We start from the raw sequence: 25,720 nt of genomic DNA, 5'->3' as shown, positions 1-25,720 counted from the left end.
ATCGCGCTCAGACCCCGCTGTTCAGCTTCGCCCGGCGGCGTTTGGCCAGCAGGTTCAACCCTTCGATCAGACCGGCGAAACCCATCGCGGCGTAGATATAGCCCTTGGGAATCTCGACGTGGAACCCCTCCGCCACCAGGGTCGTGCCGATCATCAGCAGGAACCCGAGCGCCAGCATGACCACCGTCGGATTGCTGTTCACGAAGGCGGACAAAGGCGCGGCGAGCAGCAACATGCAGGTCACGGCGATGATAACCGCCACCACCATGATCGGCACATGCGGCGTCATGCCGACCGCCGTGATGATCGAATCGATGGAAAAGACCAGGTCGAGCAGGAGGATCTGCACGATTGCCGCGCTGAGCGACATCTTGACCGCCGTGCCGACCATCATGTCGCCGCCGGGATCGGGATCGACGTGGTGATGGATCTCCCTCGTTGCCTTCCAGACGAGGAACGTGCCGCCCGCGATCAGGATGATGTCCTTCCAAGAAAAGCCGCGTCCGAACAATTCGATGACCGGCTCCGTCAGGCCGACGATCCACGCGATGGCGGCCAGCAGGCACAGTCGCAGGACGAGGGCCATGCCGATGCCCAGATTGCGCGCCCGCCGCCGCTGGCTTTCCGGTAACTTGTTGGTGACGATCGAGATGAACAGCAGGTTGTCGATGCCCAGCACGACCTCCATCACGATCAACGTCATCAGGGCCGCCCAGTTGGCGGGGTCGTTTATCAACTGTACGATGCTGTCCATCTGTCGATCCGGTTTACTGTTTCTGACGCTCTGCGAGATAGGTCTGTGCCGGTTCGCGTCCAGTCGGCCAGTGGGTCAGGAAATCAGGAAGCGCGGGCCCGCAATCGCGCCGCGCGCGCCAGAAGCGCTCGACCGCTTGGCGTCAGGCCGGGGCCGGTCTTGTCCAGAGACCCTGCGGTGCTGAGCAATGCGCCTGCACGGGCCTGAATCCGGTCGGCCTCTTCCTGCAAGACGTCGGCGGCGCGTCGGCTCAGGGCATCGGCGGATGCCAGTTCGACCGCTTGCTCTGCGCTGGTCAGCGGGGCGATTCCACGCTCAGCGATCTGTTGTTGCGTCAGCAGTTCGGGATAGGCCGCATCCTGCAACGCGATCGGCGTTTCCTCAGGCAGATCGTACAGGCCCGTGGCCTCACCAAAGGTGCATCCGCCAAGTGCCACGACCGTCAGAACAGTGAGAAAGCGCATGGGATTTCGCCAGATATGAGTTACGTTTGAACAAACGATTAAAGCATCCATCCTGCCCCGTACAGGGCCGCGACAGGATGCCAAGACCGGAGGGAACGATGAGTGACAAGGACACCATGGAGACATGGATGGAGGAAAGTGCCGAGTTCACGCACAACATGGCGCAGGTGTCCGAGACGAGCGCCGAGATCTGGAAGCAGTTTCTGCACGCCCAGGCCGCCAATGCCGACCATCCGGCGCGTCTCGATCCGCTCAACACCTTGCCGTCCTTCACGAATTTCGCCAAGGTCCTGGCAGACAATCCGCAACAGCTGGCCGCCGCGACGTTCGGGTGGTGGCAGTCGCAGGCCGAATTGTGGCAAAGCGCGTGGTCCCGCTGGATAGGGGAACCTGCCGACGCCGTGGTCGAACCGTCGCGTGGAGACAAGCGGTTCAAGCATGAGCAATGGTCGGAAAACGTGCTGTTCGACTATCTCAAGCAATCCTATCTGCTGACCGCCAGCTATCTTCAGGGCACGGCACACGATGTTGGCGACCTGCCGCCGCATGAGCGCAAGAAGATCGAGTTCTATACCCGCGCCTTCGTCGAGGCGATGAGCCCGTCCAACTTCTTCGCGCTGAACCCCGAAGTGCTGGAGGCGACCGCCTCGCAAAAGGGGGAGAATCTGGTTCGCGGGCTGAAGATGATGTTGCAGGACATGGAGCGGGGAAAGGGCCAGCTGATCATTCGCCAGACCGATATGGACGCTTTCGAGGTCGGGCGCGACATGGCCGTGTCGCCGGGATCGGTGATCTTTCAAAACAACGTGCTGCAACTGATTCAATATGCCCCCGCGACCGAGCAGGTTCACGCCCGCCCGCTGATGTTCATCCCGCCCTGGATAAACAAGTATTACGTGCTCGACCTGAATGAGAAGAAGAGCATGATGAAATGGCTGGTCGCGCAGGGCTTTACGGTCTTCATGGTGTCCTGGGTCAATCCAGATGAGGCCCAGGCGGCGGAGACGTGGGACAGCTACATGGATGCGTTGAGCGACGCGATGAACGTCGCGTTGAAGGAAACTGGTCAGAAAAAGCTGAACATCGCGTCCTATTGCATCGGCGGTACGATGGTCGGATCGATCCTGGCCCATGCGGGAAAGACGAAGGACACGCGCATCGCCTCCGCCACGCTGTTCACCGCACAGCTTGATTTTGCCGATGCAGGGGAATTGCAGGTCTTCGTGGACGACAAGACCATCGACGCGGTGGATGCCGAGATGGACAAGGGATTCCTGCCCGCCGAAAAGATGGCGTCGGCCTTCAACATGTTGCGCTCGGCCGATCTGATCTGGGGGTATATCGTCAACAATTACATGCTGGGCAAGGAGCCGTTCCCCTTCGACCTGCTGTACTGGAACGCGGACAGCACGGCGATGCCGGCGCGGGTGCATCACTTCTATCTGGAGACGTTTTATCGCAACAATGCCTTCGTGCGCGGCACCTTGCCGATCAAGGAGGAGGTCGTGGGGTTGGAGGATATTACCGGACCGGTCTACCACGTGGCGGCACGTGAAGATCACATCGCGCCTGCGCATTCGGTCTATCGCGGCGCACGGATGATGAAGAACGCGGATGTCCGCTTCGTCCTCGCCGGGTCGGGCCATATCGCAGGTGTGGTGAACCCGCCTGCGGCCGAAAAGTACCAGTACTGGTCGAATGACAGTCTGGACGAGGAAACGCTGGAGGAGTGGATGACCCAAACGCAGGAGCATCCCGGATCGTGGTGGCAGGATTGGGCGCCCTGGCTCGCCAGCCATTCGGGCCGCAAAGTGAAAGCGCGCACGCCCGGCCAGAAATCCGGCGTGATTGAACCTGCTCCGGGATCATATGTGCGGCTGCGCTTCGATCAACGCTGAGGATTGTTTCATCCGCGCCGCGTTCTACCTGATGGGGGGAAGAGTGTCGCAAGACGGACATGACAGCGCGGTAGTGCCAGGGAATGAAAGAACAGCTCGACACTTTGATTGAGGAGCGTGCGCGGTGGATGTACCGTGCCGGCCCTCTGGTGCGCCCGGTTCGGGCCTTGCTGCATTTGATGCTGTCCTATGATCGCACGCTGGCGCTGGGCCGGAAGTTCGAAAAAACCCCCACGTCCGAGGTCATGGATCACATGGCGGACCTGATCGCCAAACGGGTTGAGGTCGAGGGGCTGGAAAACGTGCCCGAGGACGGGCCGGCGATCATCGTATGCAACCATCCCACCGGAATTGCCGACGGTATCGTTCTGTACAAGCTGCTGCGCCACCTCAGACCGGATCTGTTCTTTTTTGCCAACGGGGACATCCTGCGGATCATGCCGCAATTCACCTCGATGATCGCGCCGGTCGAATGGCGTGAGGGCAAGCGGTCGATGAAGAAAAACCGTGAGACTCTGACCTATGCGAAGGATGCCTTTGCCAAGGGTCGGCTCGCCGTGATCTTCCCCGCCGGGCGCCTGTCTAAGCGGCGGGGAATGTCCCTGCATGAGCGGGAGTGGATGCCCTCCGCCGCCATGCTGGCGCGAAAATACGAATTGCCCGTGGTGCCGGTGCGGATCACCGCGCGAAACTCTCTGCTGTTCTATCTGTTCGACAAGATGCATCCCAGCTTGCGCGACATCACCCTGTTTCACGAGGTTCTGAACAAGGACCGACAGCAATTTCACGTGCGCCTTGGCACGGTGATCCAGGGCGACAGCCTGCCCGCCGACAGCGATGCGGCGACGCAGGTTTTGTTCGACGCCGTTGATCGCCTGCGCTCCCCCCGTCGGGAGCGCAGGTTGTTCGTGAACCGCCCTCGGCAACTCAAACCGCAGCCCCGGTTGGGGTGACCGAGAGTGCGCCACGGTGCGTTCGACGACCGATGACCGGAACTTACCGCGCCATGCCTGGACCCGGGTTTTCGGCGCTGGTCGCCTCGGTTGTATCACTTGCCCGTCGAGCGAAATCGTCAGGTCGGGGCTTGGCAGACAGGCGATTCCGCCCGACACTGCGCGCAATCAATGGCGCGCCCGGATTCGCGAGGAGCGCGCCGCGAGTATCGGGGAGATCGAGATGACCACCATTTCCATGCGTGTGAACGGCAAGGACGTAAGCGCGGCGGCGGAGGGCAACACCCTGTTGGTGAATTTCCTCCGCGAGGGGTTGAGGCTGACCGGCACCCATGTCGGCTGCGACACCTCGCAATGTGGCGCCTGTGTCGTGCACGTGGACGGGGTCGCGGTGAAATCCTGCACCATGTTCGCAGCGGATGCCGAAGGGGCCGAGATTACCACGATCGAAGGCATGGCGAACCCCGATGGTTCGCTGGGCACCGTTCAGCAGGCCTTTCGCGATTACCATGGTCTGCAATGCGGGTTCTGCACACCGGGCATGGTGATGATCGCGGCCGATCTGCTCAAGAACAACCCCCATCCGTCCGAGCAGGAGATTCGCGATTACCTTGAGGGCAACATCTGCCGGTGCACCGGCTACCACAACATCGTGAAGGCCATTCAGGCCGCCGCCGGGCAAAAGGTGCCCTCGGTCGCGGCGGGGTAACCGCGAACGGACCAGAGTAGGATCCGCAAGGGTTCACCGACAGGAGATCACCAGATGTACGCATTCGATTTCGTAAAACCCACCAGCATAGAAGAAGCCGTTCAGGCACTTTCTGAGGGTGAGGCGCAGGCCCTGGGCGGTGGTCAGACGTTGATCCCGACCCTCAAGGCGCGATTGGCCGATCCCGGCACCCTTGTCAGCCTCGCCCATATCGCGGATCTGAAATATGTTCGCGTGAACGGCGATGAGATCGAGATCGGCGGCGGTACGACCCATGCGACCGTCGCGGCGCAGGCGGCAGAGGCCTATCCGGGGCTGGCCGATCTGGCGGGGCGTATCGGCGACCCGTCGGTGCGCAATCGCGGCACCATAGGTGGCAGTCTGGCCAACAACGATCCGTCTGCCTGCTATCCGGCTGCGGCGCTCGGTTCGGGCGCGACCATCGTGACGAACACGCGCGAAATCGCGGCTGACGATTATTTCCAGGGCATGTTCACCACCGCGCTGGAGGAAGGGGAGATCGTCACCGCCGCCAGGTTCCCCATTCCGCAGGCCGCGCATTACGAGAAGATGGCCCAACCCGCCAGCCGGTTCCCGCTGGTCGCTGTGTTCGTGGCGAAATACGCTGATGGCGTGCGCGTTGCTGTCACCGGTGCCAGCAATGACGGCGTGTTCCGCTGGGCGGAGGCCGAGCAAGCGCTTTCGTCGAATTTCAGTGTCGGTGCGATTGAGGGGCTACGCCACTCAGCGGAGGACATGATCGCGGATATTCACGGCACTGCGGCCTATCGTGCCCATCTGATCGGGGTGATGACCCGCCGCGCGGTCGAAAAGCTGACCTGATCCAAGGTTTGCCCCTGCCGCCCGCGCTTGGGTGGCAGGAGGCTCAGTTCCCGCCAAAGATCGCGGCGACGCCGTCCCCGAAACCGTCGAGTTGAATGCGCAGGATCATCGGGTCGCTGCCGGGAGCGGGGCGATAGCCGAGCAGCATGGTGCCCTGGCTCAACCGTTCGATCTCCGCATCATCCAGCGCCAGTGCCCCCTCACACAGTTCGCCCAGACAACGCTGCCAGATCAGTTCGCGCTGCGGGGTGTCGTCGCCCTCCACCTGATAAACGATACCGGAGGGCAGATAGGCCCCGATCGGCACTTGCCCGATCAGCGCGGGACCGCCCTGAAGCTCGGTGACGAGAACGCGCGCGACCAGCGCGCCGGATTCCGCGATTCTGAGGTCCTGAACCAGATTGCATTGGGCGGGCTGCGTCGTTTCCGCGCCACATCCGATGACCCAGTTGCCGAAGGTGGTGCCATTCTCAACAGATCCGGCCTGCTGCGCCATGGCACCGGTCAGGGGGCTGAAAACGGCAAGGGCCAAGGCAAGTGCCGGGGCAAGGGTCGCGATGCGATGCATGAGGATACTCCGTGATTTCACGTCGGCCCGACCTTCGGGCAAGTATCCGCCTGGATCAAGCCCTGTGCCTGCCGCCCCGATCTCAGATCATCGCGCGCAGGGCCTGCAAGGTGGCGGCCTCCTCGGGCGGTTTGTCCCAGCGAATGCGCTTGATACGCGGAAAGCGCATGGCAACACCGGATTTGTGCCGCTTGCTTTCCTGAATGGCATCGAAGGCGATTTCCAGAACCAGTTTCGGTTTGACCGCGCGCACCGGTCCGAACCGCTGGGTGAAGTTGTTGCGGACGAAGCGGTCCAGCTCCTCCAGCTCCGCATCGGTAAAGCCGGAATAGGCCTTGCCCACCGGCGTCAGATAGCGCCCCTCCGGCCCGTCCACCCAGGCGCCGAACGTGTAGTCGGAATAATAGGACGACCGCCTGCCGTGGCCGCGCTGCGCATACATCATCACGCAGTCGGCCTCCAACGGATCGCGTTTCCACTTCCACCATTGCCCGACCGGACGACCGGCGAGGTAGAGGCTGTCACGTCGTTTGAGCATCAGACCTTCGAGAGCATCCTCACGCGCGCTGTCGCGCAGCGTCTGCAATTGCGGCCATGTCTCGAACGGAATCACCGGTGACAGATCGAGCCGGGGGCGGGTGCCGAATTCTTCGAGCCGTGCGCGGCGCTGCGTCCATGGCAGATCGCGCAAATCCTCGCCGTCATGGTCGAGCAGGTCATAGGCGCGGATATGCGCCGGAAGATCGGTGAGGGTCTTCTTTCCCACCCGCTTGCGCCCCAGCCGTTTTTGCAGATCGGCAAAAGGCGCGACGGCCTGATCGCGCATCACCAGCAATTCGCCGTCAATGCAGCCGTGCCAGTCCATCGCCTCGACGATATCGGGGAAGCTGTCGGAGATGTCGTCCCCGGTGCGGGTGTAGAGCCTGCGACCGCCTGGCGTGGCGACCGCCTGCACGCGGATGCCGTCCCATTTCCACTCCGCGACATAATCCGCCGGGTCGAGTGTGGCAACGCGATCCTCAACTGGGTGGGCCAGCATCATCGGACGATAGGCCAGCGACAGGTCCACATCGGGGCGCGGACCGCCGTCGAGCCAGCGGAACAGCTCGCCATAGGGCGGGTCGATCGCAAACCACAGACGCTCAATCACCTCGACCGGATGGCCCGCATCCGCCAGCGCGTTCTGCGCCATACGGGTGGACACGCCGACCCGCATTCCCCCCGTGCACAGCTTGATTAGCGCCAGTCTGGCCGAGGCCTCACACCGGCTCAGCAAACCGGCCAGGACCGCTGGCCGGTCAGACCGGCTGGAGGCCAGCAGGCGGGTGACGACCTCATCCAGACTGGGGGGCGAGGTTTCCTCAGGCTCCGGCCACAGCAGCGACACGGTTTCCGCCAGATCCCCGACATAGGCGCGCGACAGGGCGAACAGCACCGGGTCCATCCGCTCCTCCATCATGCCGCGAATGACCGAGGGGGTCACATGCGGCAGATCCAGGGTTCCGGCCAGCGCGGCCAGCGCCCAGCCGCGATCCGGGTCCGGCGTGCTGCTGAAATAACGGCGCAACAGCACAAGCTTGCCATTGCGGCCGGGCGTGAAGGCCAACTGTTCCAATAAATTCGCGAACGGTGTCATATGGGGCCATCTAGCGGGAAAGTGCCCCGGGGCGAGAGGCCAGCCTGCGGCAAAAGTTCCGCTGGCGCAGGGGCGCGCACGGTCGGATCAGCGTCGCATTCGGAACGCGGACCGGGTTTGCGCAGGATAAAGTGGGGTGGCGGAGGGGATCATGTTTCTAAGTGTATTCGATATCTTCAAGATCGGGGTCGGGCCGTCATCCTCTCACACGATGGGGCCGATGGTGGCGGCGGCCCGGTTTCTGGAGGCCCTGCGCAGCGGCGCGGACCGGGTACCCGGCGCGGGTGAGGCGGCCCGGATCGAGGCGCGGTTGCACGGCTCCCTCGCGTTCACGGGCAAGGGGCACGCGACCGATCGCGCGGTCCATCTGGGCCTGCTGGGCCACGCGCCAGCGACCTTCGACGTAGTAGCGGCGGAGGGCGATCTGGCCACCTTGTACGAGACCGGGACACTGCGGCCCGATGGCTTGCCCGCGCTTGCCTACGCGCCCGAAACCGATCTGATCTTCGACTATGACGAAATGCTGCCCGGCCACACGAACGGCATGGTGCTGCGCGCCTATGACATTGCAGGCAACCTGCACATGACGGAAACTTATTATTCCGTCGGTGGCGGATTCGTCATGACCGCGCGGGAACTGGACCGGCAGGGCGAGGATACCATGCCCGAGGGCGTGCCGCACCCGTTCAGAACCGCGGCGGAGATGCTGCGCATGGCGCGCGAAAGCGGACATTCCATCGCGCAGATGAAGCGTCGCAACGAACTGGCCACCGGCTCTGCGGAGGATCTGGACAAAGGTCTCGACCGGATCTGGCGGGTGATGGAGGATTGCATCGCGCGCGGCATCGCCACCGACGGGATCCTGCCGGGCGGGCTGAACCTGCGCCGGCGCGCGGGTCACATTCATCGCCAGTTGCTGGAGGAACGGGGCCGCAATCTGTCCGCCCCCCATACCGTCAACGACTGGCTGTCGGTCTATGCGATGGCCGTGAACGAGGAAAACGCCGCCGGTGGTCAGGTCGTAACCGCACCGACAAATGGTGCGGCGGGGGTCGTGCCCGGAACGATCCGTTACTGGCTGGATCATGTGCCGGGGGCGCATCGCGGTCTGATCCCGGACTTTCTGCTGACGGCCGCTGCCGTCGGGGGGCTGATCAAGAGCAATGCCTCGATCTCAGGCGCGGAGGTCGGATGTCAGGGCGAGGTTGGCTCCGCCGCCGCGATGGCCGCTGCGGGTTTGTGCGCCGCGATGGGCGGCACGCCTGAGCAGGTGGAGAATGCCGCCGAAATCGCGTTGGAGCATCACCTCGGCATGACATGCGATCCGATCAAAGGGCTGGTGCAGGCACCCTGTATCGAGCGCAATGGATTGGGCGCGATCAAGGCGGTCTCGGCGGCCTCCCTGTCGCTGCGCGGCGACGGTCGGCATCTGGTCAGCCTCGATGCCTGCGTCGAGACCATGCGCCAGACAGGGCGCGACATGGATCGACGCTACAAGGAAACCTCGCAAGGCGGACTGGCCGTCAACGTGCCTGAGTGTTGAAACCTGCCTGAGTGCTGACATTCCCGCGCAGCCGATGGAACAGGTGCGTATAGGCCGCGACCCCGATCAGCGGCACGATCAGGTTCAGCACCGGAATCGACAGCGGCACGGCCATCGCGACACCTATCACCCAGATGCGTCCGCGATTGGATTTTCTGAGCGCGCTCGCCTCACGCGGGGGCAGGCGGCGCAGGGCGACCAGCTGGAAATATTCGCGGCCCAGAAGGTATCCGTTCACCAGATAGAAGATGAACGGCGCCAGAGGGGCCACCAGCAGATAGATCGCCAGCGCCGCGATGTTAGCCACCACCAGAATCACGAAGAACCGCACCGTGTCGACGATGGTGGTCAACAGGCCGGGCGGCGTGGCCGCAGGCAGATGCGCGTAGTGTTTCTGCTCTACCGCCTCGGCAATATCGTCGAGCAGGAACCCGATGCACAGCGACGCCACCGGAATCATCAGGAACACCGATGCCAACATCATCGCACCGACCGCCAATCCGGCGAGCAGGCCAGCAGGGTCTACCATGCCGATCCACGGCAGGCTGAACGGGTCGATGCCCGACACCAGATAGCCCACCACCGTGTAGAGCACGATCAGCACCCCCAGCGTCATCGCGACAGCCTTGAGCAGGACCATTCGGAATTTGGGGTCGGGCAGTTGGTTCAGCGCGGCCAGAATGGGGGCGATCATTCCTGAACCCATGTGGTGATGGCCTCCAGATCGGGGCGGGGGCGATCGGGGGGCGTGGTGGTTTGCGTGCCGATATGGATGAAGCCTGCGACGAATTCGCCTGCTTGCAGCGACAGACCCTCGCGCAGCCATTCGGGGTCCATCGCCATCCAGCCGGTCAGCCAGTTTGCACCCCAGCCGCTCGCCTGTGCGGCGTTGAGCAGGGCGAGGCAGACCGCACCCGCCGACAGGTGCTGTTCGATTGCGGGGACTTTCTCGCTGGGCTGCGGGCTGGCGATGACGGCGACGATTTGGGGCGCGGTGTGGAAATGGTTCGCGGCCTTTGCCAGCTTCTCCTCCGGCTCCGCCTTCGCGATGCCACGCTTCAATGTCAGATCCGCCAACCGGGTCAGGGCAGCCCCCTCCAACACGGTAAAGCGCCAGGGTTCCAGCTTGCCATGATCGGGGGTGCGGGCGGCGGCCTCGAGTATCGGCATCAGCGCGGCGCGATCGGGGGCTGGCCCGGTCAGTGTCGGCGCGGGGCGCGACCGGCGTGTCAGCAGAAAATCCATTACCGCGGGACGGGGGGTAAGAGCCATGCGAGCGTCCTTTCGTTCCTGACCCCATGTCGCGCCGATGGATGGGGGTTTCAAGACAGCGTGCTTGCCTGACAGGGGTTTTTCCGCGCAGGGTTCTGTAAAAAGTGAGGAACCCGCTTCAAATGTATCGCACCTTTCGAATGCTGTCCTATGCGGTGATCGCCATTTTCGCGATCTGGTATCTGGGCTTCAGCCCCACCGGCATCGCCCCTGTCGCCTACACACCCTCGCACGATCCCGGCTTGACGGGTCCGTTTGCGCCGAACCAGCGGCTGGCCGAGGTCGAGATCTTGGATATGGCAGGCGAAGAAGGCCCCGAGGATATCGCCGTCGATGCTGCGGGCGTGGCCTGGGTGACCAGCCTGCAAAGCGGGTTGTGGCGCGTTGACGACCGCGAGATGACCCATGTCGGACGGCTGGGCGGGCGGCCTCTGGGCCTCGAATTCGGCGGGGATGGCGCGCTCTACATCGCTGACAGCTATCTGGGATTGCTTCGCTGGACGCAGGCGAACGGCACCGAGGTGCTTGTCGATCGGTATGACGACGCGCCGATCCGTTATGCCAACCAGGTGGCCCCGGCGCGGGACGGGTCGGTGTATTTCTCCGTCTCGACCCGCCGGCAAGATCCGCAGGCGCAGGGTGGAACGCTGGCGTCCTCGGTCGTTGATCTATGGGAACATCGTCGCACCGGGCATGTCCTGCGCTGGTCGCCGGACGGTCTGACGCAGGTGGCCGACGGGTTCAACTTCACCAACGGGATCGCGCTGACTCCGCAACAGGATGCGCTGCTGATCGCGGAAACCGGCGAATACCGGATCTGGAAGCACGATCTGGAAACCGGCACGCGTGAGGTTATTCTGGATGGCCTGCCCGGCTTTCCCGACAACATTCAGGCGCAGGGCGATGGCACGTATTGGGTCGGCCTCGTTTCACCCCGTCAGGCGATCGCGGACACGCTCGCGCCCTATCCGACGCTGCGCAACATCATCTGGCGTCTGCCCGAGGTCGTGCGCCCCGCGCCCGTTCATCACGGCATCCTGATGCGGATCGACGGGGAGGGGCAGATTCTGGACGTTTTGCAAGCGCCGGAGGGGGAATATTCCCTCGTCACCGGGGCGATGGAGGTGGACGGCACGTTGTACGTCACATCACTGGGTGCCCCCGGACTGGCCGCTATGGACGCGCCCTAGACAAGGATGCACCCTAGACCAGCCACAGCGTCAGGCTCAACAGCGCCAGCAAAGCCGTCAGCAAACCCCACGCCCGCCACATCAGCCGGGTCGCGGCCACGATGTCGCGCCGGTCGGGGTCGCGGCCCTGCGGGTTCAGCCACGGGTCGTTCGACGGCCCTTCGGCATAGTCGCGCGGCCCGGACAGGCGCAGACCCAGCGCGGCCGCCATGGCGCTTTCCGGCCAGCCCGCATTGGGGGAGCGATGTCGCCGCGCGTCGCGCCACATGACCGGCCAGACCGCCCGGTTCAGGGATGCGACCGCGATCAGGCATCCTGTCAGGCGGGCAGGGATCAGGTTCATCACATCGTCCAGACGGGCAGCGGCCCAGCCGAACGCCTCGTACCGGGCGGAGCGATGGCCGATCATGCTGTCAGCCGTATTCACCGCCTTGTAGATCAGCAAGCCCGGCAGCCCGGCCAGCACGAACCAGAACGCCGGCGCGACGACGCCGTCCGACAGGTTCTCCGCCCCGCTTTCGATTGCCGCCCGTGCAATCGCTGCTTCGTCGAGCGTTTCAGTGTTCCTGCCCACAATCATCGAGACGGCGTGTCGCCCCTGGTCCAACCCGGCGTCCAAGCCTTCGGCCACTGCACGGACATGCGTGGTCAGGCTGCGCTGCGCCAGCAGGATCGCCACGATCACGACATGCAGCGGCCCGGGCAGGAACGACAGCACCCATCCCAGCCCGCCGGATGCGAGCAGCAGCAGGCAGAGCGCCAGCACGCCCCCCCGCCGTGAACGGTCGTTCAGGCGACGTTCCAAGGCGGCGACCATCTGTCCCATCACGACGGCGGGATGGGGGATGCGCGACCAAAGCCACGCCGGTTCCCCCACCAGCGCGTCCAGAATCAAGGCGGCGGTCAGGATCACGCCAGCGCCCGTGCGATACGCTCCAGCCCGGACGCATCGGCGGGCAGGCCCAGTCTGATCCAGTCGGGCCGGTCCTCGAACACGCGGCTCCAGATATGATGGCGGGCCAGTCTGGTCTGCGTGGCGAGGCCGTCGTGCACGACATACAGCCGAAACAGGCTGGTGCCACCGACGATGCGCGCGCCGCTCATCGTCATCACCCGGTCCAGATGACCCGCCATCGACGTCAGATGAACCCGCGTATCTTCGGCCCAGGCGGGGTCGCTCAGGGCTTGCGTGCCGATCGTCAAGGCAGGGCCGGAGGCCGCCCACGGCCCCAGATGCTGCCGCAACAGACGGGCATTTTCCGGCGAGCAGATCGCGAAGCCCAGACGCAGGCCCGCCAAGCCCCAGAACTTCCCGAAGCTTTTGAGCACGACGAAGTTCGGGTGGCTGGCATGCGCGACATGCGAGGCACAGCCGACATCCGCGAAGCTTTCATCCACGATTGTCAGGGTTGTGTCATGCGGTGTCACCCGGTGCAACCGTCCGTCGGGATTGTTGGGGTGAACAACGATCCGCGTGACCGGAACGACTTGCGGCGGTTCCGTATCCTCCACCGCGAAGCCCGCTGCGCGAAAGGCCGCGGCATGTTCGTTATAGGTAGGGCCTGAGACATGCACCGGACCCGCCCCGGCCAGGGCCGGCATGGCCGCGATCAGGGCCGAGGCACCTGGCGCTATGACGACCTCGGCCTCATCAGGTATGGTCCAGAAAACGCGCGCCGCGTCCTCCAGCGCCGTGAATGCGGCGCGGTCCGGCAGGTCGGTCCAGTTCGACATGTCGATGGGGGGGATCGGATAGGAATTGGGATTGATGCCGGTGGACAGATCGAGCCATCCCGCGCGTGTGCCCCCATGACACGCGATAGCACGATCCAGATCTCCGCCGTGCTCACGCTCTGGTCGAATCATAATTCTTTAAATAACCTCAGGGTTGTTAGAAGTTCGCCTCGGATGCTAGGTTCACAGGACCATGCAGCTCAGGTGGGTTCAAGCGCAAGCGCTTCCGACGTGGGGAAGGAGTGCTGCGGGGGTGAGTGACAGGCCCTGAAGAAGGGCGACACCGATCTTTGCTGGGGGGCGGATCGGCGTCAGGTCAGGGATGCGAACAGCCGACAGGCCGTTTGCCCCGGCCGATTGTCACTCACCCATTCTGCCCTTCAGGGCCGCGACCATGCGGGCGCGTCCAGTCGGTGTTCGGCCCGACGGGAACGATCCGGTGCGGATTGATATTTGCATGACTGTAGTAATAGTGCCGCGCGATATGGTCGAAATGAACCGTGTCCGCGACACCGGGCCACTGGTACAGTTCCCGCGTATAGTCCCACAGATGCGGATACTCGATCAGCTTGGCGCGATTGCACTTGAAGTGCCCGTGATAGACCAGATCGAAGCGGAACAGCGTGACGGCCAGCCGCCAGTCCGCCTCGGTTATGCGCGCGCCCATCAGGTAACGGCGCGTGGTGAGGCGATCCTCCAGCCAGTTCATCGTATCGTTGAGGGCACCCACAGCCTCATCATAGGCAGATTGGCTCTTGGCGAAACCAGCGCGATAAACGCCGTTGTTCAGCGTTTCGTAGATGCGCGCGTTTACCGGCTCCATCTCCTCACGCAGGTCTTGCGGCCAGAAATCGAGGGTGTTGCCAGTCAAACCGTCAAACGCATCGTTGAAAATGCGGATGATCTCGGAGCTTTCGTTGTTGACGATGGTGCCGGTCTGCTTGTCCCACAGAACGGGCACAGTCACACGGCCCGAAACGTCTGGATCGGCCTTGGTATAGATCTCGCGCAGGAAGGATTTGCCGAACAGGGTGTCGCCCGTCGCGCCGGGAAACGTCTCGTCGAAGGTCCATCCATCGTCGAGCATGTAGGGATGCACGACGGAAATGCCGATATGATCGGTCAGCCCCTTGAGCACGCGAAAAATCAGCGCCCGATGTGCCCATGGGCAGGCATATGAGACATAGAGGTGATATCGCCCGCTTTGCGCCGCGAATCCCGTCTGCCCCGACGGCCCGGCGGTTCCATCCGGTGTGATCCAGTTGTGAAACGATGTCGGTTTGCGATCGAATGAACCGTCATCGGTGTGGTCCAACAAATCCTCACTGATCCATTTTCCTTCGACCAGCTTGCCCATGATGCTACCTCCCTGTTCACCTGATTATGTGACGTAGGTCCTCGGCTGATAAGGGCGAAGTTTCGGGCTAAACTGTTTACGGCCCGGCGGCGCGATATGCGCCTATTTCCCGACAGCGCGATGTGCGCCTATTTGGTGGGTCGACACGAATCTTTCTTCGTGTTGGGGTAAGACGACTTAATATATCCGGTTTGTTCATGCGAACTCGGATCATGCTTCGCGAATGAGGGGATCAGATGGACATTCACCTGCCGGAACACATCGTGGCGGAGCTTGAGCATGTGGAGCCAAGCGACCGTAAACACCGGCTTCGTGTGCGTGACGGGTCGCTGGTTGTCGATGTGATCGACCTGGACGAGACGGGATTTTCCGTCGCATCCGATGCCGCCCCCCTGCGCGGTGCTGTGGCCGTTCTGGATGGCGCGCGTCATATCGCCGACTGCCTTATCGTGGCAGCTGAGGGTGAGGGGCGTATCATGCGCTACGAGTACAAGCGGTGGACGCAGATCTCACCAAAGGCCCCCTTGGACTACGTTCGGGAGGAGAACGCGCCCATAGCCCTGTTGCGATAATCGCTGCGGGCCTGTCGGGGGCAGGTGTGTCTACCGGATAGAACCGATATTGTGGTCCCGGTATTGCTGTCCGGGGCATGGTTTCCAAAAGTCGCTCTTGCCCGGGCAGTGGCATCCCAGGCGGATGCGTGACACCGTCCTAATGCCAAAGTGCTGGCGAATGCACACTCGTCGATCACTTAGATGGAATGGATTGCTGCGATGCCTGACCTCGATGAGCATGGCGTTCCGACCGATCGGTCGCGCGCGCACGACCCGATCCGTGGCGGCTTGTCCCGGGGCATTGAGAGACGGCGAAAATGACCACAGCTCAATCTGCTGCCCCTCCGGTCACACCCGCGAAATTTCGCGATCCCAGATTGGATTTCTTTCGCGGGCTGACGATGTTCGTTATTCTGCTGGCGCATACGCCCGGCAATACGTGGACGTTGTGGGTTCCCGCGCGGTTCGGGTTCTCCGACGGGGCGGATCTGTTCGTCTTCTGCTCTGGCATGGCGTCGGCGCTGGCCTTTGGCGGGATCTTCGCCAGGGCGGGGTGGTGGCTGGGCATGGCCCGGATCGCGCACCGAATATGGCAAGTCTACTGGGCGCATATCGGCATCTTTCTGGTCACGGCGCTGCTGCTTTTTTCCATCGACCATTTCGGTATGGGCGACCCGGCGGTCCGCTATATCGAACGACCCTATATCGTGCCTTTCTTTACCCAGACGGGCGAGGCTTTGCTGGGTCTGCTGACGCTCGGCTATGTGCCGGGGCTGTTCGACATACTGCCGATGTATATCGCTATCCTGGCGATGATTCCCGTTGTGATGCTGATCCATCGAGCGCTGGGAACCGCCGCTGTCCTGATCGCTGTGGGCGCACTGTGGCTGTGCGCCAACCTGTCGGGCTGGGCACTGGAGGTGGAGGATCCCGCCACGCTGGGCACCTTCGGGGAACGACTTTACGCGACAGGACAGGCGCTGTCCTTTCTGAGCTTGCCCGGCGATCCATGGGGTGATGGGCACTGGTTCTTCAATCCATTCGCGTGGCAGATCGTCTTTTTCAGCGGCTTCGTCCTCGGCATGAAATGGGTGCCCGCCCCGCCGCGCAGTCGCAGGCTGTTTTGGGTGGCTGTGGCGTTCGTCCTCGTGGTTGTGCCGTTCGCTTGGTTCAAGATCCATCGCGGCCTGTACCTGCCCGATGAATGGGCGGTCCAGAACTGGATCGAGGCGACGCGAGATGCCATCCGCCCTCTGTGGTGGAAAACGGAACAGGGCGCGTTGCGATATCTGCATTTTCTGGCCACCGCCTATATCGCGTGGATGCTGGTGGGCGCCGGGGGCAGACGGTTGAGCGAGGGGTTCGCGGCCCCGCGAGCGGCGAAGCCGCTGGCGCTCGCCCTGGCAGGCGTAGTGCTGGTGCTGACCGTTCCCTACACCTATGTCGATTCGATCAGGAACCACGCCCCGCCACTGAACGATTTCTTCGTCTGGTTGCTGGACGACCGGGCACCGGCCCTGCTGGGCATAAGCCTGTTTGCCCACCCGGACCGCATCGGGCTGTTGCAGATCGCGCATTTGATCGCCGCGATCGTGCTGCTATGGGCGGCGATTGGCGGGGCCGCCCGTCACTGGGTCACGCATGATCTGGTCGGGTATGTCGTGCCCGTCATTCGCAAGGTCGGGACGCAAAGCCTCGCTTGTTTCATGGTGTCGATCCCGCTGAGCCAGATCGACGGCTTGCTGCTGGACGTTATGGGGCGTGCGCCCTGGTCGTGGTGGCTGGTGAACTGCTTTGGCATGGGGATGCTGATCGCGACGGCTTACTTTGTCGGCTGGATCAAGGGCAGTCCGTGGCGCGGCACCGCACCCGCGACAGATGCGCCCGAAATTGGGCGTGGTGCCCTTGCGCGCTAGGTCATGGCGAAACAGAGGAACGCCATGGATATCTCCACCAAGCCCGTCACACCGCTGCTGCCACGTCGATGTGAGACGGGGCCAGTGGTGATCGCGCAACTGGGCCAGACGCTGGACGGTCGCATTGCGACGGTCACGGGGGCCTCGAAATACATCAACGGCAGCGCGGCGCTGGACCATCTGCACAGATTGCGCGCGCAGGTCGATGCCGTGCTGGTCGGGGTCGGCACCGCGATGGCGGACGATCCGCAACTGACGGTCCGTCGGGTCGATGGAACGCATCCCGCGCGGGTGGTGATTGACCCCAAGGGCCGCGCATCCGCCGACCTGCGGCTGTTCGGTGATGGGCAGGCGCCGGTATTCGTCGTGACCAGTCCGGGCGTCGCCGTTCCCGACGGGGCGACCCCGATCCGCATTGATCCGCGTGACGGCCAGTTGCCCCCGGGTGCCATCGTCGCGGCCCTGTCCGCGATGGGATTGCAGCGTCTGCTGGTGGAGGGCGGGGCGGACACGCTTGCACGATTCCTTGACGCGGACGTGGTTGATCTGCTTCATATTCTCATGGCTCCGATGATCCTGGGTTCGGGCAAGGCCGGTCTGGCGCTGAAGCCTGTCGAAAGCCTGAAGGAGGCCCGCAGACCGCAAACCGGGGTTCACGTCTTCGATGACGGGGATGTCCTGTTCACCTGCGATCTGCGCCAGAATTGGGAGAGGGACGAATGACCTACACCTACCCGGCCGCACGCCGCGCCCTGCACTGGATCATCGCGGTTCTGGTCCTGCTGATGTTGCCCTATGGGATGATCTTTACCGATTTCGACAACAAGCCCGTTATCGAGGGCATTCTGGGAACCGGATCGTTCGATGTGATGTACGATCTGCACAAAAGCACCGGGATCCTCATCCTGTGCCTGATGGTGATCCGCATCGTGCTGGCATTTCTTCAACCCAAACCACCATATCGCACCCCTCTGACCAAGGCGGAGAAAGCAGGGTCGGGCGCCGTTCACGGTCTGCTCTATGCGCTGCTGGTTATCATGCCGGTTCTGGGATGGGTCGGGGTCAGCGCGTATCGCGCGCCTTTGCCGTTTTACGGCTTGTTTCAGGTGCCGCCCATCGTGGCGCAAAACCGCCCGCTGGCGGAGAATGCCTTCGAGTTGCACGAACTGGCGGCCAAGATCGTGATCGTGCTGCTGATCGCCCATATCGGGGCGGCGCTCTATCACGGGTTCGTCAAGAAGGACGGCTTGCTGCGGCGGATGCTGGGTTAGTCGCGCGGTAGGGCCAGCAGATCGGTATGACCGATGCGCACATGATCCGCCGCGGCCCGGTGGGCGGCCCAGTCCCCTAGCTGCGCGTCGGTCAAAGCGCCACTCTGCGCGACAGCCTCGGTGGATCCGGCGGCGAGGGCTGAGATCAGGTCGCGTTCCGTACCATCCAGTATCCACGGGCTGTCGCCCAGCCAGACGCGGTGCGTCTCGCCAGCCAGCTTTTCTGCCAGGTATCGCGCGGCGTCCGGGCCCATGGCGGGGCCGAACCCCTTGTCCGTGCGCTGATGATCCAGAAAGGCGGCGTGCGCCACGCCCTCGTGCGGTGGGTTCGGCGTCCAGACCTCCACCCCGTCATAGCTGAGCGCCATGTAGAGCGCCGTTCCGCGTGGCAGGGCACCGGCCAATCGGTCGAGCCATGTCGAGGAGGCAAGATCGATCAGCGCGGAGCCGCAGATGATATCGGGTCGAACCTCGCTGATCACCGCCTCCAGATCCCGAACCAGATCGAGATGGCGTGTCGCGGCGAAGGTCGGCGCATCACCATGGCGGTGGCGGGCCTCCGCCAGCAGGGCGGTGTCGATATCCGTCAGGGTCCAATGGCCCCCCAGCGCGGGTGCCAGTGCGCGATAGCTCGACCCGGTGCCGCTGCCCAGATCGAGAACGCGGACGGGGCGTCCGGCGGCCCAATCGGTCAGTCTGGCGATAAGGGCGCTGTCGCGGGCGCGGCTGTCGGCGGGTTCGCGCAAGTTCAGCCAATCGATGGAAAAGCTCATGTCGCCACCCGGTTCAGAACATCGCGGATCACGCCCGCCGTATCCGGCCAGCCGGGCAGGGACAACGCGTGGGCCCGCCCCCCGCTGGCCAGCCGTTCGGCCAGTTGCCCGTCGGTCAGCACCGCCCGCAGTGAGCGTGCCAGCGCGCGTGCATCCCCCGGTTCGGTCAGCAGCCCGGCCGTGCCGGGAACCACGTCGCTGACCGCGCCGCCCGCGCATCCGACGATGGGCAGGCCGCTCAGCATCGCCTCGGTAAAGGCCATGCCGTAACCCTCGTAGTGGGAGGGCAGGCAGAACAGGTCCGCCTGGCTGCGCAAATCGGTCAACGCTTGCTGTGAGATGGGGCCGATCTGTTCGATCCGGTCGTGCAAGCCGGTCTCCGCGATCAATGTCTGCAAAGTGTCGAACCATTCCGCGTCAGGTTTCGGCCCTGCCCAGATGGCCCGCCACGGAAGATCGCGGATCGAGGTGAGCGCCTCGATCAGCACGTCGTGCCCCTTGCGCGGGGTCAGGGAGGCGACGGTCAGAATGACGGGCGGCGTTCCCGTGCGTGGGGCGACAGGGGCAGGATCCAATCCCGGCTCGGCCACGTGAATGCGGTTTTCGTCCACATTGTACAGATCGTGCAAGGTCCGGGCCGTCGTCGTGCTGGTCACGATCACCGCTGCGGCGCGTTGCAGGGCGGCGCGCTCGCTGCTCATGAGCTGTTTCGCCGTTTCGGGCGCGATCCCCGTCTCCAACGCGAGGGGATGGTGACACAATGCAACGATCGGGTTTGGCAAGGCGCTCAGCGCTTCCTGCGGGAACGCGCCGAAGGCCAGCCCGTCGATCAGAAGCGGGCCGTGCGCGCCCTTCAGCAGATCGAGACTGCGTGCCACATCCCCGTCCGAGGGGAACGGAAACCCGCCCGGCAGCGCCAGATGCGTCAGGTCCGGCAGTTCACGCAGCACCGCACGATCATAGGCGTAGCCGCCGCTGGTCGTGTTCAGGTCGCCGGGGATCGCGAAGGTGCCTGTCAAAGGGCGGCCTCGTACCAGGCCTTTGCCACATGGCTCTCGTTCAGGGTGATGCGCAGGGCGCTCAACCCATCCGCGCCAGGGCCAAGCGCACCGCGCGCTGCCGCCTGCGCGATTTCGCCGTGGATGTGGTGACATAGGAATTCCGTGGTCGTGACCTTGCCGGGGAAAACCTCGTCCAGATTGCTGTAGTTCAATGGCGACAGGACCGCCTTGAGCACATCGTGCGCACGGCCCATGTCCACGACGATGTTATCCTCGGACAGGGTTTCGCGGAAGAACGTCACGTCCACGACAAAGGTCGCGCCGTGCATCGCCTGAGCCGGGCCGAATACGTCGCCCTTCAGGCTGTGGGCGATCATGATGTGATCGCGAACCTCCACTGCAAACATCCGAATATCCTTTCAATACATGATCGCGGTCGCGATGCCGTCGGCATCCGGGGCGATCCGGGGGGGGATGTCACGCTCGGCATTTTCAAACGCGACCTCGTGGGTCAGCAACACGTCGAGGGCCGTGTCGTCAAGCAATCCTATCGCGGTGCGAATCCTGTCGGCGTAGCTGGTCGTGGATCGGTGCGAACGCGCGACATGGCCGACTTGCGAACAGCGGATCGACAGGCGTTGCGCGTGGAATGCCCCGCCAAGGGGGACCGAGATCTGCCGGTCGCCGTACCAGCTCATCTCGATCACCTGACCTTCGAAAGCCAGCGCATGGATTGCCGCGCTCAACCCGGATTCGCTTGCCGAGGTATGAAATACCGTGTGGCAATCGGACAATGTTTCCGCGCGGGTGGTGAAACTCACGCGAAGTTCACTCGCCGTTTTTGCGCGGGCTCCTATCCTATCCACCAACGTAACATTCGCTTTTGCGACATTGCGCGCCAGATAAGCCACCAGACAACCGACCAGACCGCCCCCGATCACGGCGACGCGGGCACCGGGGGGCAGTTCGGCATCCCAGATCGCGTTCAGCGCGGTTTCCATATTCGCGGCGAGGGTCGCGCGCCTGACGGGCAGGTCCGGCGGCAACACATGCACCGCGTTGCGGTTGGCACGAAAGAAGGTCTGATGCGGATGCATCGTGTACACATTGCGATCCCGGATGTCGGGCGGTCCCTCGATCACACGGGCGACGCAGGCATATCCGTATTTGATCGGCAGGGCGAAATCCCCCTCCTGATTGGGCAGGGCCATCCGCTGCCATTCCGAGCGTGGAACCAGACCGGCGGCGACGATCCGCTCCGTGCCGCGCGACAGGCCGGACGCGACTGTCTGCAACAGCAACTCACCGGTGCCCAGAGCACCCTCGCGGATCTCGACGCCGCTGCCTTGTCCCGTGTACCAGATCGCCTGCGCGCGCATGTCTTGTCCCCGTTCCGACCGATGCAAAGAGTAACCTCATGATCGAACACGTCCACCCGATGGAGGCAGATGCCGGTCTCGCGCATGTGCGCACGCCTGCGGGTCTTCAGGATCGGCGCATCGTCACGCGTCGCCGCCGGATCGTCTTCGCACTGAATTTGGTGTCGATGCTGGCGGTTCTGGCGGGGCTGGTTGTGGTTTTCGGCGTCGGGGGCTGGAACGTCACGGATATCGTGATCGTCGTATGCGTTTGTATCGGCGCGCCGTGGACCATCATGGGGTTCTGGAACGCGGTGATCGGACTTTGGCTGATGCACGGGGTTCGCGATGGGCTGGAACGCGCGGCCCCCCAGATGGTCGATGCTGATGCCACGGCGCCGATCAGCACCCGCACTGCCCTGACGATGTTCTTGCGAAACGAGCCGCCCGAACCCTCCATCGCGCGGTTGGTCGAGATGCGCAGATCGCTGGACGCGACAGGGTGGGGTGGCCATTTCGATATCTATATCCTGTCCGATACTGACGATGAGCAGATCGCGCAGCAGGAACGCCAAGCCTTCGATAAGGCGCAGGGATTGCTCGCTCCGACCGCGATCTATCGCCGGCGCACGAACAATATCGGGTACAAATCCGGCAATCTGCGCGATTTCCTGCGGCACTGGGGACGCCGCTATGACTATTTCCTGCCGCTCGATACCGACAGCCTGATGTCGGGTGCGGCCATGGTGCGCATGGTGCGCATTCTACAGGCACATCCCCGGATCGGAATTTTGCAGAGCCTCGTCGTGGGCGCGCCTGCGACCTCGGCCTTCGCGCGGATCTTTCAGTTCGGAATGCGGCATGGGATGCGCAGCTTCACGCTTGGCGCAGCGTGGTGGCATGCGGATTGCGGGCCGTATTGGGGCCACAACGCATTGATCCGTGTCGATGCATTCCGCAAGCATTGCCGCTTGCCCACGCTTCCGGGCGGCAGTCCGCTGGGGGGGCATATCCTCAGCCACGATCAGGTCGAGGCCGTGCTGATGCGTCGCGGGGGTTTCGAATGTCGTGTCATGCCGGTGGAGGGGGAAAGCTGGGAGGAAAACCCGCCGACCTTGCTCGATTTCACGAAACGTGACCTTCGCTGGTGCCAGGGCAACATGCAGTACGGGCGCATCCTGTTCTGGCGCGGCCTGAAACCGATGAGCAGGTTTCAGATATTCGCGGCGATGATGATGTATTTCGGTGCGCCTGCCTGGATGCTGATAACCGGGGCCGCGGCGTTGAAACTGATGCACGGGCTGGATCAGCAGGTGAATGTGGCCTTTGGGCTGTCCATGTTCTTCGTGATGATCGGGATGAGCCTGTTCCCCAAGATCGCAGGCTGGATCGACGTGGCATTGCGACCGGGCGCTGTCGCCAGCTATGGCGGTAGGGTCCGCTTCGCGCTGGGGGCGCTGACGGAAACTGTCTTTTCCATGCTGTTGGCCCCGGTTGTGGCGTTTCGTGTGACACTGTTCCTGATCGGCCTGGCGTTCGGGCGATCCGTGATCTGGGGTGGGCAGAACCGCGATCCCTATGCCTTGCCGTGGCGCGATGCGGTGGCGGGGCTTTGGCCGCAAACGGTCGCGGGATCGGTGCTGGGGGGACTGTTGCTGTGGCTTGAACCTGCGGCGCTGCCTTGGGCGGCCGCCGTGCTGGCGGGGCTGGCGCTGGCGATTCCGTTTGCGCTGTTGACCGCCTTGCCCGAGGCCGGGCGCTGGATGTATCGCCGGGGCCTGTGCGCGACCCCTGATGAGGTGCAGCCGAATCCGGTTTTGCATGGCGCGCAAATGGGCAGTCCGCCTCGAACCGTGCCTTCACCGCGTGCGGCGTGATCTGTTGAGCGGTCTGGCGCGTTTTCCTGTTTGACCGCCCCCTCGGCTACGGCCTAGCGTCAGACGAATCTAACGCCGAGGATGCCACCATGATCGACGCCCCATATCTTCTGTTTCTGGGCGATGCGCCTGACCCGCTGGCCGCGAAGGTGGCGCAGGGCATCTGCGACTGGCGTCCGGACATGGCGATCGGCCAGTTCCGGCTGGAGGGGTGCAAGGCGGACATGAAATTGACCGACATGACCATCGCAGAGGCGGTCGAGGCGGGGGCCAAGACGCTGGTGATCGGCGTCGCGAACCGGGGGGGTGTCGTCTCCCCCCTCTGGCAGGACGTGCTGATCGAGGCGCTGGCATCCGGCATGGACATCGCCTCCGGGCTGCACAACCTGCTGCGCGACGAACCGGCCCTGGTCGAGGCAGCGCGCGCGCATGGGCGCACATTGCATGACGTGCGCATCCCGACGGTGAAATACCCCATCGCCAGCGGCGTGAAGCGGACCGGCAAGCGGTGCCTGGCCGTCGGGACGGATTGCTCGGTGGGCAAGATGTACACCGCCCTCGCCATGGATGCGGAGATGCGCGAACGGGGCATGAAGTGCACGTTCCGCGCCACCGGGCAGACGGGCATCCTCATCACCGGTGACGGCGTGCCGCTGGATGCGGTGATCGCGGATTTCATGGCCGGTGCGGTCGAATGGCTGACCCCCGACAACGATGCGGATCACTGGGATCTGATCGAGGGTCAGGGCAGCCTGTTCCATGCCTCCTATTCCGGTGTGACGATGGCATTGGTGCATGGCGGTCAGGCCGATGCCCTGATCCTGTGTCACGAGCCGACCCGGACGCATATGCGCGGCCTGCCCGATTACGACCTGCCGACACTCGAAGACCTGCGCGACACGGCGCTGCACCTCGCACGGCGGGTCAATTCCGCTTGTGAAGTCGTGGGAATCTCGATCAACACGGCCGCATTGTCCGACGCGGAGGCGGAGAAATACCTCACCGAGGTCGAGGCGCGCATGGGCCTGCCCGCCGTCGATCCGTACCGCCATGGGGCGACCCGGCTGGTGGACGCGCTGTCGTGATCCGGGCGCGCGAGGACAGTTTCCGTCTGGCCGAGGTCTTTACGATTTCGCGCGGATCACGGACCGAGGCAAAGGTCGTCACGGTGGAGGTCGCGCGCGACGGTGTCGTGGGCCGCGGCGAATGCGTCCCCTACGCCCGTTATGGGGAGACGATTGCATCTGTGCTGGCACAGATCGACGGTCTGGACCCCGGGATCGAACGGTACGCCTTGCAGGCGGCACTGCCCGCCGGGGCCGCGCGAAATGCCGTGGACTGCGCGTTGTGGGATTTGTGGGCAAAGCAGACCGGGCGTCCGGTGTGGGAGCTTGCGGGCCTGCCCGCACCGCACGCCGTGACCAGCGCCTTTACCCTGTCGATCGCGGAACCCGATGCGATGCGGGCGAGTGCGGCGAAACATGCCGCGCGCCCATTGCTCAAGACCAAACTTGGCGGCGGGCCGGATGACCTCGCCCGTATCCGTGCCGTCCGCGCGGGCGCGCCCGACGCCCGCATCATCGTGGACGCGAACGAGGGGTGGAGCGCCGCGCAATACGAGGCGCTGGCCCCGCAACTGGTCGCACTGGGCGTCGAACTGGTCGAACAGCCCTTTCCGGCGGGTGAGGATGACGCGCTGCTGCACCTCGACCGGCTGCTGCCGGTCTGCGCCGACGAAAGCTGCCATGATCGCGGCAGTCTGGACGCGCTGAAGGGCAAATACGACATGGTCAACATCAAGCTGGACAAGACCGGCGGTCTGACCGAGGCGCTGTCGCTCTACGACGCGGCGCGCACCGCCGGGTTTCAGGTGATGGTGGGCTGCATGGTCGGATCCTCCCTCGCCATGGCACCTGCGGTTCTGGTCGCCCAAGGCGCGGAGATCGTCGATCTGGACGGGCCGCTTCTGCTGGCGGAGGATCGCAATCCCCCGCTCGATTTCATCGGCGCGGAGGTTCAGCCCCCACGCCCCGAGCTTTGGGGATAAGC

The 25,720-nt window shown here is 63.8% G+C and carries 26 protein-coding genes; 13 read left to right on the top strand and 13 right to left on the bottom strand.

Annotated elements, in window-relative coordinates; genetic code table 11:
• Positions 1-7: 7 nt before the first annotated feature.
• The gene (locus tag G8E03_RS14115; RefSeq protein WP_166193259.1) at positions 8-754 is read right to left on the bottom strand and encodes a TerC family protein; all 747 of its coding nucleotides are present in this window, start codon (positions 752-754) and stop codon (positions 8-10) included.
• Between the two features lie 83 nt (positions 755-837).
• The gene (locus G8E03_RS14110) at positions 838-1,218 is read right to left on the bottom strand and encodes a hypothetical protein (protein WP_166193257.1); all 381 of its coding nucleotides are present in this window, start codon (positions 1,216-1,218) and stop codon (positions 838-840) included.
• Between the two features lie 98 nt (positions 1,219-1,316).
• Between G8E03_RS14110 and G8E03_RS14105 the strand changes: the two genes are divergently transcribed.
• From G8E03_RS14105 to G8E03_RS14090, 4 genes are all read left to right on the top strand, one after another.
• Positions 1,317-3,116, top strand: coding sequence for a PHA/PHB synthase family protein (locus G8E03_RS14105; RefSeq protein ID WP_166193254.1), 1,800 nt, complete (start codon positions 1,317-1,319; stop codon positions 3,114-3,116).
• Between the two features lie 83 nt (positions 3,117-3,199).
• Positions 3,200-4,069, top strand: coding sequence for a 1-acyl-sn-glycerol-3-phosphate acyltransferase (locus tag G8E03_RS14100; protein WP_166193251.1), 870 nt, complete (start codon positions 3,200-3,202; stop codon positions 4,067-4,069).
• A 223-nt stretch (positions 4,070-4,292) separates the two neighbouring features.
• Positions 4,293-4,778 (top strand): (2Fe-2S)-binding protein, encoded by a 486-nt coding sequence (locus tag G8E03_RS14095; RefSeq protein WP_166193248.1) that lies wholly within the window; start codon positions 4,293-4,295, stop codon positions 4,776-4,778.
• A gap of 54 nt (positions 4,779-4,832) precedes the next feature.
• Positions 4,833-5,621: an FAD binding domain-containing protein gene (locus tag G8E03_RS14090; protein ID WP_166193245.1), complete on the top strand. Its 789-nt coding sequence runs from the start codon at positions 4,833-4,835 to the stop codon at positions 5,619-5,621.
• Positions 5,622-5,664: 43 nt separating this feature from the next.
• Here the strand turns inward: G8E03_RS14090 and G8E03_RS14085 are convergent, their stop codons facing one another.
• The gene (locus G8E03_RS14085; RefSeq protein WP_166193242.1) at positions 5,665-6,189 is read right to left on the bottom strand and encodes an invasion associated locus B family protein; all 525 of its coding nucleotides are present in this window, start codon (positions 6,187-6,189) and stop codon (positions 5,665-5,667) included.
• An 82-nt stretch (positions 6,190-6,271) separates the two neighbouring features.
• Positions 6,272-7,825, bottom strand: coding sequence for a cisplatin damage response ATP-dependent DNA ligase (locus G8E03_RS14080; RefSeq protein ID WP_166193239.1), 1,554 nt, complete (start codon positions 7,823-7,825; stop codon positions 6,272-6,274).
• A 151-nt stretch (positions 7,826-7,976) separates the two neighbouring features.
• On the opposite strand from G8E03_RS14080, the gene G8E03_RS14075 reads away from it, so the two are divergent.
• Entirely contained in the window at positions 7,977-9,368 is a 1,392-nt protein-coding gene (locus G8E03_RS14075) for an L-serine ammonia-lyase (RefSeq protein ID WP_166193236.1), read from the top strand.
• On the opposite strand, the gene G8E03_RS14070 is transcribed toward G8E03_RS14075, so the two are convergent.
• Together G8E03_RS14070 and G8E03_RS14065 are read right to left on the bottom strand one after the other, a co-directional pair.
• Complete coding sequence (locus G8E03_RS14070; RefSeq protein ID WP_166194294.1) at positions 9,349-10,062, bottom strand: EI24 domain-containing protein; 714 nt, start codon at positions 10,060-10,062, stop codon at positions 9,349-9,351. The genes G8E03_RS14075 and G8E03_RS14070 overlap by 20 nt on opposite strands.
• Positions 10,059-10,640 carry a nitroreductase family protein gene (locus G8E03_RS14065; protein ID WP_166193233.1) on the bottom strand — a complete coding sequence of 194 codons (582 nt, stop codon included), beginning with the start codon at positions 10,638-10,640 and terminating at the stop codon, positions 10,059-10,061. Before G8E03_RS14065 ends, G8E03_RS14070 begins: the two co-directional genes overlap by 4 nt.
• Positions 10,641-10,762: 122 nt before the next feature.
• Here G8E03_RS14065 and G8E03_RS14060 point away from each other — a divergent pair, with 122 nt between their 5' ends.
• Positions 10,763-11,830 (top strand): SMP-30/gluconolactonase/LRE family protein, encoded by a 1,068-nt coding sequence (locus G8E03_RS14060; protein ID WP_166193230.1) that lies wholly within the window; start codon positions 10,763-10,765, stop codon positions 11,828-11,830.
• Between the two features lie 13 nt (positions 11,831-11,843).
• Here G8E03_RS14060 and cbiB read toward each other — a convergent pair whose 3' ends face one another.
• From cbiB to G8E03_RS14045, 3 genes are all read right to left on the bottom strand, one after another.
• On the bottom strand, positions 11,844-12,743 hold the full coding sequence (gene cbiB, locus G8E03_RS14055) for an adenosylcobinamide-phosphate synthase CbiB (protein WP_166193227.1): 900 nt from the start codon (positions 12,741-12,743) through the stop codon (positions 11,844-11,846).
• Entirely contained in the window at positions 12,740-13,696 is a 957-nt protein-coding gene (locus G8E03_RS14050; RefSeq protein WP_205793142.1) for an aminotransferase class I/II-fold pyridoxal phosphate-dependent enzyme, read from the bottom strand. The genes cbiB and G8E03_RS14050 overlap by 4 nt, the downstream gene beginning before the upstream one ends.
• A 232-nt stretch (positions 13,697-13,928) precedes the next feature.
• Positions 13,929-14,921, bottom strand: a complete 993-nt coding sequence (locus G8E03_RS14045; protein WP_166193224.1) for a glutathione S-transferase family protein — start codon at positions 14,919-14,921, stop codon at positions 13,929-13,931.
• Positions 14,922-15,157: 236 nt separating this feature from the next.
• Here G8E03_RS14045 and G8E03_RS14040 point away from each other — a divergent pair, with 236 nt between their 5' ends.
• The 4 genes from G8E03_RS14040 to G8E03_RS14025 all read left to right on the top strand — a co-directional run bounded on the left by G8E03_RS14040 (position 15,158) and on the right by G8E03_RS14025 (position 18,662).
• A complete protein-coding gene (locus tag G8E03_RS14040) occupies positions 15,158-15,493 on the top strand; it encodes a hypothetical protein (protein WP_166193222.1) in 336 nt (111 codons plus the stop codon).
• Between the two features lie 299 nt (positions 15,494-15,792).
• A complete protein-coding gene (locus G8E03_RS14035) occupies positions 15,793-17,391 on the top strand; it encodes an OpgC family protein (RefSeq protein ID WP_166193219.1) in 1,599 nt (532 codons plus the stop codon).
• Between the two features lie 3 nt (positions 17,392-17,394).
• Positions 17,395-18,114, top strand: a complete 720-nt coding sequence (locus G8E03_RS14030) for a RibD family protein (RefSeq protein ID WP_240910369.1) — start codon at positions 17,395-17,397, stop codon at positions 18,112-18,114.
• Positions 18,111-18,662, top strand: coding sequence for a cytochrome b (locus G8E03_RS14025; RefSeq protein WP_166193213.1), 552 nt, complete (start codon positions 18,111-18,113; stop codon positions 18,660-18,662). The genes G8E03_RS14030 and G8E03_RS14025 overlap by 4 nt, the downstream gene beginning before the upstream one ends.
• Here the strand turns inward: G8E03_RS14025 and G8E03_RS14020 are convergent.
• The 4 genes from G8E03_RS14020 to G8E03_RS14005 are packed head-to-tail and all read right to left on the bottom strand — an operon-like array spanning position 18,659 to position 21,815.
• Positions 18,659-19,435, bottom strand: coding sequence for a class I SAM-dependent methyltransferase (locus tag G8E03_RS14020; RefSeq protein WP_166193210.1), 777 nt, complete (start codon positions 19,433-19,435; stop codon positions 18,659-18,661). The genes G8E03_RS14025 and G8E03_RS14020 overlap by 4 nt on opposite strands.
• A complete protein-coding gene (locus G8E03_RS14015) occupies positions 19,432-20,454 on the bottom strand; it encodes a glycosyltransferase family 4 protein (RefSeq protein ID WP_166193207.1) in 1,023 nt (340 codons plus the stop codon). The genes G8E03_RS14020 and G8E03_RS14015 overlap by 4 nt, the downstream gene beginning before the upstream one ends.
• Positions 20,451-20,843: a 6-pyruvoyl trahydropterin synthase family protein gene (locus G8E03_RS14010; RefSeq protein ID WP_166193204.1), complete on the bottom strand. Its 393-nt coding sequence runs from the start codon at positions 20,841-20,843 to the stop codon at positions 20,451-20,453. Before G8E03_RS14010 ends, G8E03_RS14015 begins: the two co-directional genes overlap by 4 nt.
• A 12-nt stretch (positions 20,844-20,855) precedes the next feature.
• Entirely contained in the window at positions 20,856-21,815 is a 960-nt protein-coding gene (locus tag G8E03_RS14005) for a zinc-dependent alcohol dehydrogenase (protein ID WP_166193201.1), read from the bottom strand.
• A 38-nt stretch (positions 21,816-21,853) separates the two neighbouring features.
• Between G8E03_RS14005 and mdoH the strand changes: the two genes are divergently transcribed.
• The 3 genes from mdoH (at position 21,854) to dgcA (ending at position 25,718) form a co-directional block, all read left to right on the top strand.
• The gene (gene mdoH, locus G8E03_RS14000; protein ID WP_166193198.1) at positions 21,854-23,671 is read left to right on the top strand and encodes a glucans biosynthesis glucosyltransferase MdoH; all 1,818 of its coding nucleotides are present in this window, start codon (positions 21,854-21,856) and stop codon (positions 23,669-23,671) included.
• Positions 23,672-23,760: 89 nt separating this feature from the next.
• The gene (gene dgcN, locus G8E03_RS13995) at positions 23,761-24,756 is read left to right on the top strand and encodes an N-acetyltransferase DgcN (protein WP_166193195.1); all 996 of its coding nucleotides are present in this window, start codon (positions 23,761-23,763) and stop codon (positions 24,754-24,756) included.
• On the top strand, positions 24,753-25,718 hold the full coding sequence (gene dgcA, locus G8E03_RS13990; protein WP_166193192.1) for an N-acetyl-D-Glu racemase DgcA: 966 nt from the start codon (positions 24,753-24,755) through the stop codon (positions 25,716-25,718). Before dgcN ends, dgcA begins: the two co-directional genes overlap by 4 nt.
• The last annotated feature ends 2 nt before the right edge of the window (positions 25,719-25,720 follow it).

Origin of the sequence: Pontivivens nitratireducens (assembly GCF_011290545.1) — a bacterium.
Classification (GTDB): domain Bacteria; phylum Pseudomonadota; class Alphaproteobacteria; order Rhodobacterales; family Rhodobacteraceae; genus Pontivivens; species Pontivivens nitratireducens.
This window is presented reverse-complemented; position numbering and strand designations above follow the sequence as displayed.

Bases quoted from the DNA above. Each gene is read 5' to 3' on its own strand.
- G8E03_RS14115 (WP_166193259.1), bottom strand. From the start codon at position 754: ATGGACAGCATCGTACAGTTGATAAACGACCCCGCCAACTGGGCGGCC.
- G8E03_RS14110 (WP_166193257.1), bottom strand. From the start codon at position 1,218: ATGCGCTTTCTCACTGTTCTGACGGTCGTGGCACTTGGCGGATGCACC.
- G8E03_RS14105 (WP_166193254.1), top strand. From the start codon at position 1,317: ATGAGTGACAAGGACACCATGGAGACATGGATGGAGGAAAGTGCCGAG.
- G8E03_RS14100 (WP_166193251.1), top strand. From the start codon at position 3,200: ATGAAAGAACAGCTCGACACTTTGATTGAGGAGCGTGCGCGGTGGATG.
- G8E03_RS14095 (WP_166193248.1), top strand. From the start codon at position 4,293: ATGACCACCATTTCCATGCGTGTGAACGGCAAGGACGTAAGCGCGGCG.
- G8E03_RS14090 (WP_166193245.1), top strand. From the start codon at position 4,833: ATGTACGCATTCGATTTCGTAAAACCCACCAGCATAGAAGAAGCCGTT.
- G8E03_RS14085 (WP_166193242.1), bottom strand. From the start codon at position 6,189: ATGCATCGCATCGCGACCCTTGCCCCGGCACTTGCCTTGGCCCTTGCC.
- G8E03_RS14080 (WP_166193239.1), bottom strand. From the start codon at position 7,825: ATGACACCGTTCGCGAATTTATTGGAACAGTTGGCCTTCACGCCCGGC.
- G8E03_RS14075 (WP_166193236.1), top strand. From the start codon at position 7,977: ATGTTTCTAAGTGTATTCGATATCTTCAAGATCGGGGTCGGGCCGTCA.
- G8E03_RS14070 (WP_166194294.1), bottom strand. From the start codon at position 10,062: ATGATCGCCCCCATTCTGGCCGCGCTGAACCAACTGCCCGACCCCAAA.
- G8E03_RS14065 (WP_166193233.1), bottom strand. From the start codon at position 10,640: ATGGCTCTTACCCCCCGTCCCGCGGTAATGGATTTTCTGCTGACACGC.
- G8E03_RS14060 (WP_166193230.1), top strand. From the start codon at position 10,763: ATGTATCGCACCTTTCGAATGCTGTCCTATGCGGTGATCGCCATTTTC.
- G8E03_RS14050 (WP_205793142.1), bottom strand. From the start codon at position 13,696: ATGATTCGACCAGAGCGTGAGCACGGCGGAGATCTGGATCGTGCTATC.
- G8E03_RS14045 (WP_166193224.1), bottom strand. From the start codon at position 14,921: ATGGGCAAGCTGGTCGAAGGAAAATGGATCAGTGAGGATTTGTTGGAC.
- G8E03_RS14040 (WP_166193222.1), top strand. From the start codon at position 15,158: ATGGACATTCACCTGCCGGAACACATCGTGGCGGAGCTTGAGCATGTG.
- G8E03_RS14035 (WP_166193219.1), top strand. From the start codon at position 15,793: ATGACCACAGCTCAATCTGCTGCCCCTCCGGTCACACCCGCGAAATTT.
- G8E03_RS14030 (WP_240910369.1), top strand. From the start codon at position 17,395: ATGGCGAAACAGAGGAACGCCATGGATATCTCCACCAAGCCCGTCACA.
- G8E03_RS14025 (WP_166193213.1), top strand. From the start codon at position 18,111: ATGACCTACACCTACCCGGCCGCACGCCGCGCCCTGCACTGGATCATC.
- G8E03_RS14020 (WP_166193210.1), bottom strand. From the start codon at position 19,435: ATGAGCTTTTCCATCGATTGGCTGAACTTGCGCGAACCCGCCGACAGC.
- G8E03_RS14010 (WP_166193204.1), bottom strand. From the start codon at position 20,843: ATGTTTGCAGTGGAGGTTCGCGATCACATCATGATCGCCCACAGCCTG.
- G8E03_RS14005 (WP_166193201.1), bottom strand. From the start codon at position 21,815: ATGCGCGCGCAGGCGATCTGGTACACGGGACAAGGCAGCGGCGTCGAG.
- mdoH (WP_166193198.1), top strand. From the start codon at position 21,854: ATGATCGAACACGTCCACCCGATGGAGGCAGATGCCGGTCTCGCGCAT.
- dgcN (WP_166193195.1), top strand. From the start codon at position 23,761: ATGATCGACGCCCCATATCTTCTGTTTCTGGGCGATGCGCCTGACCCG.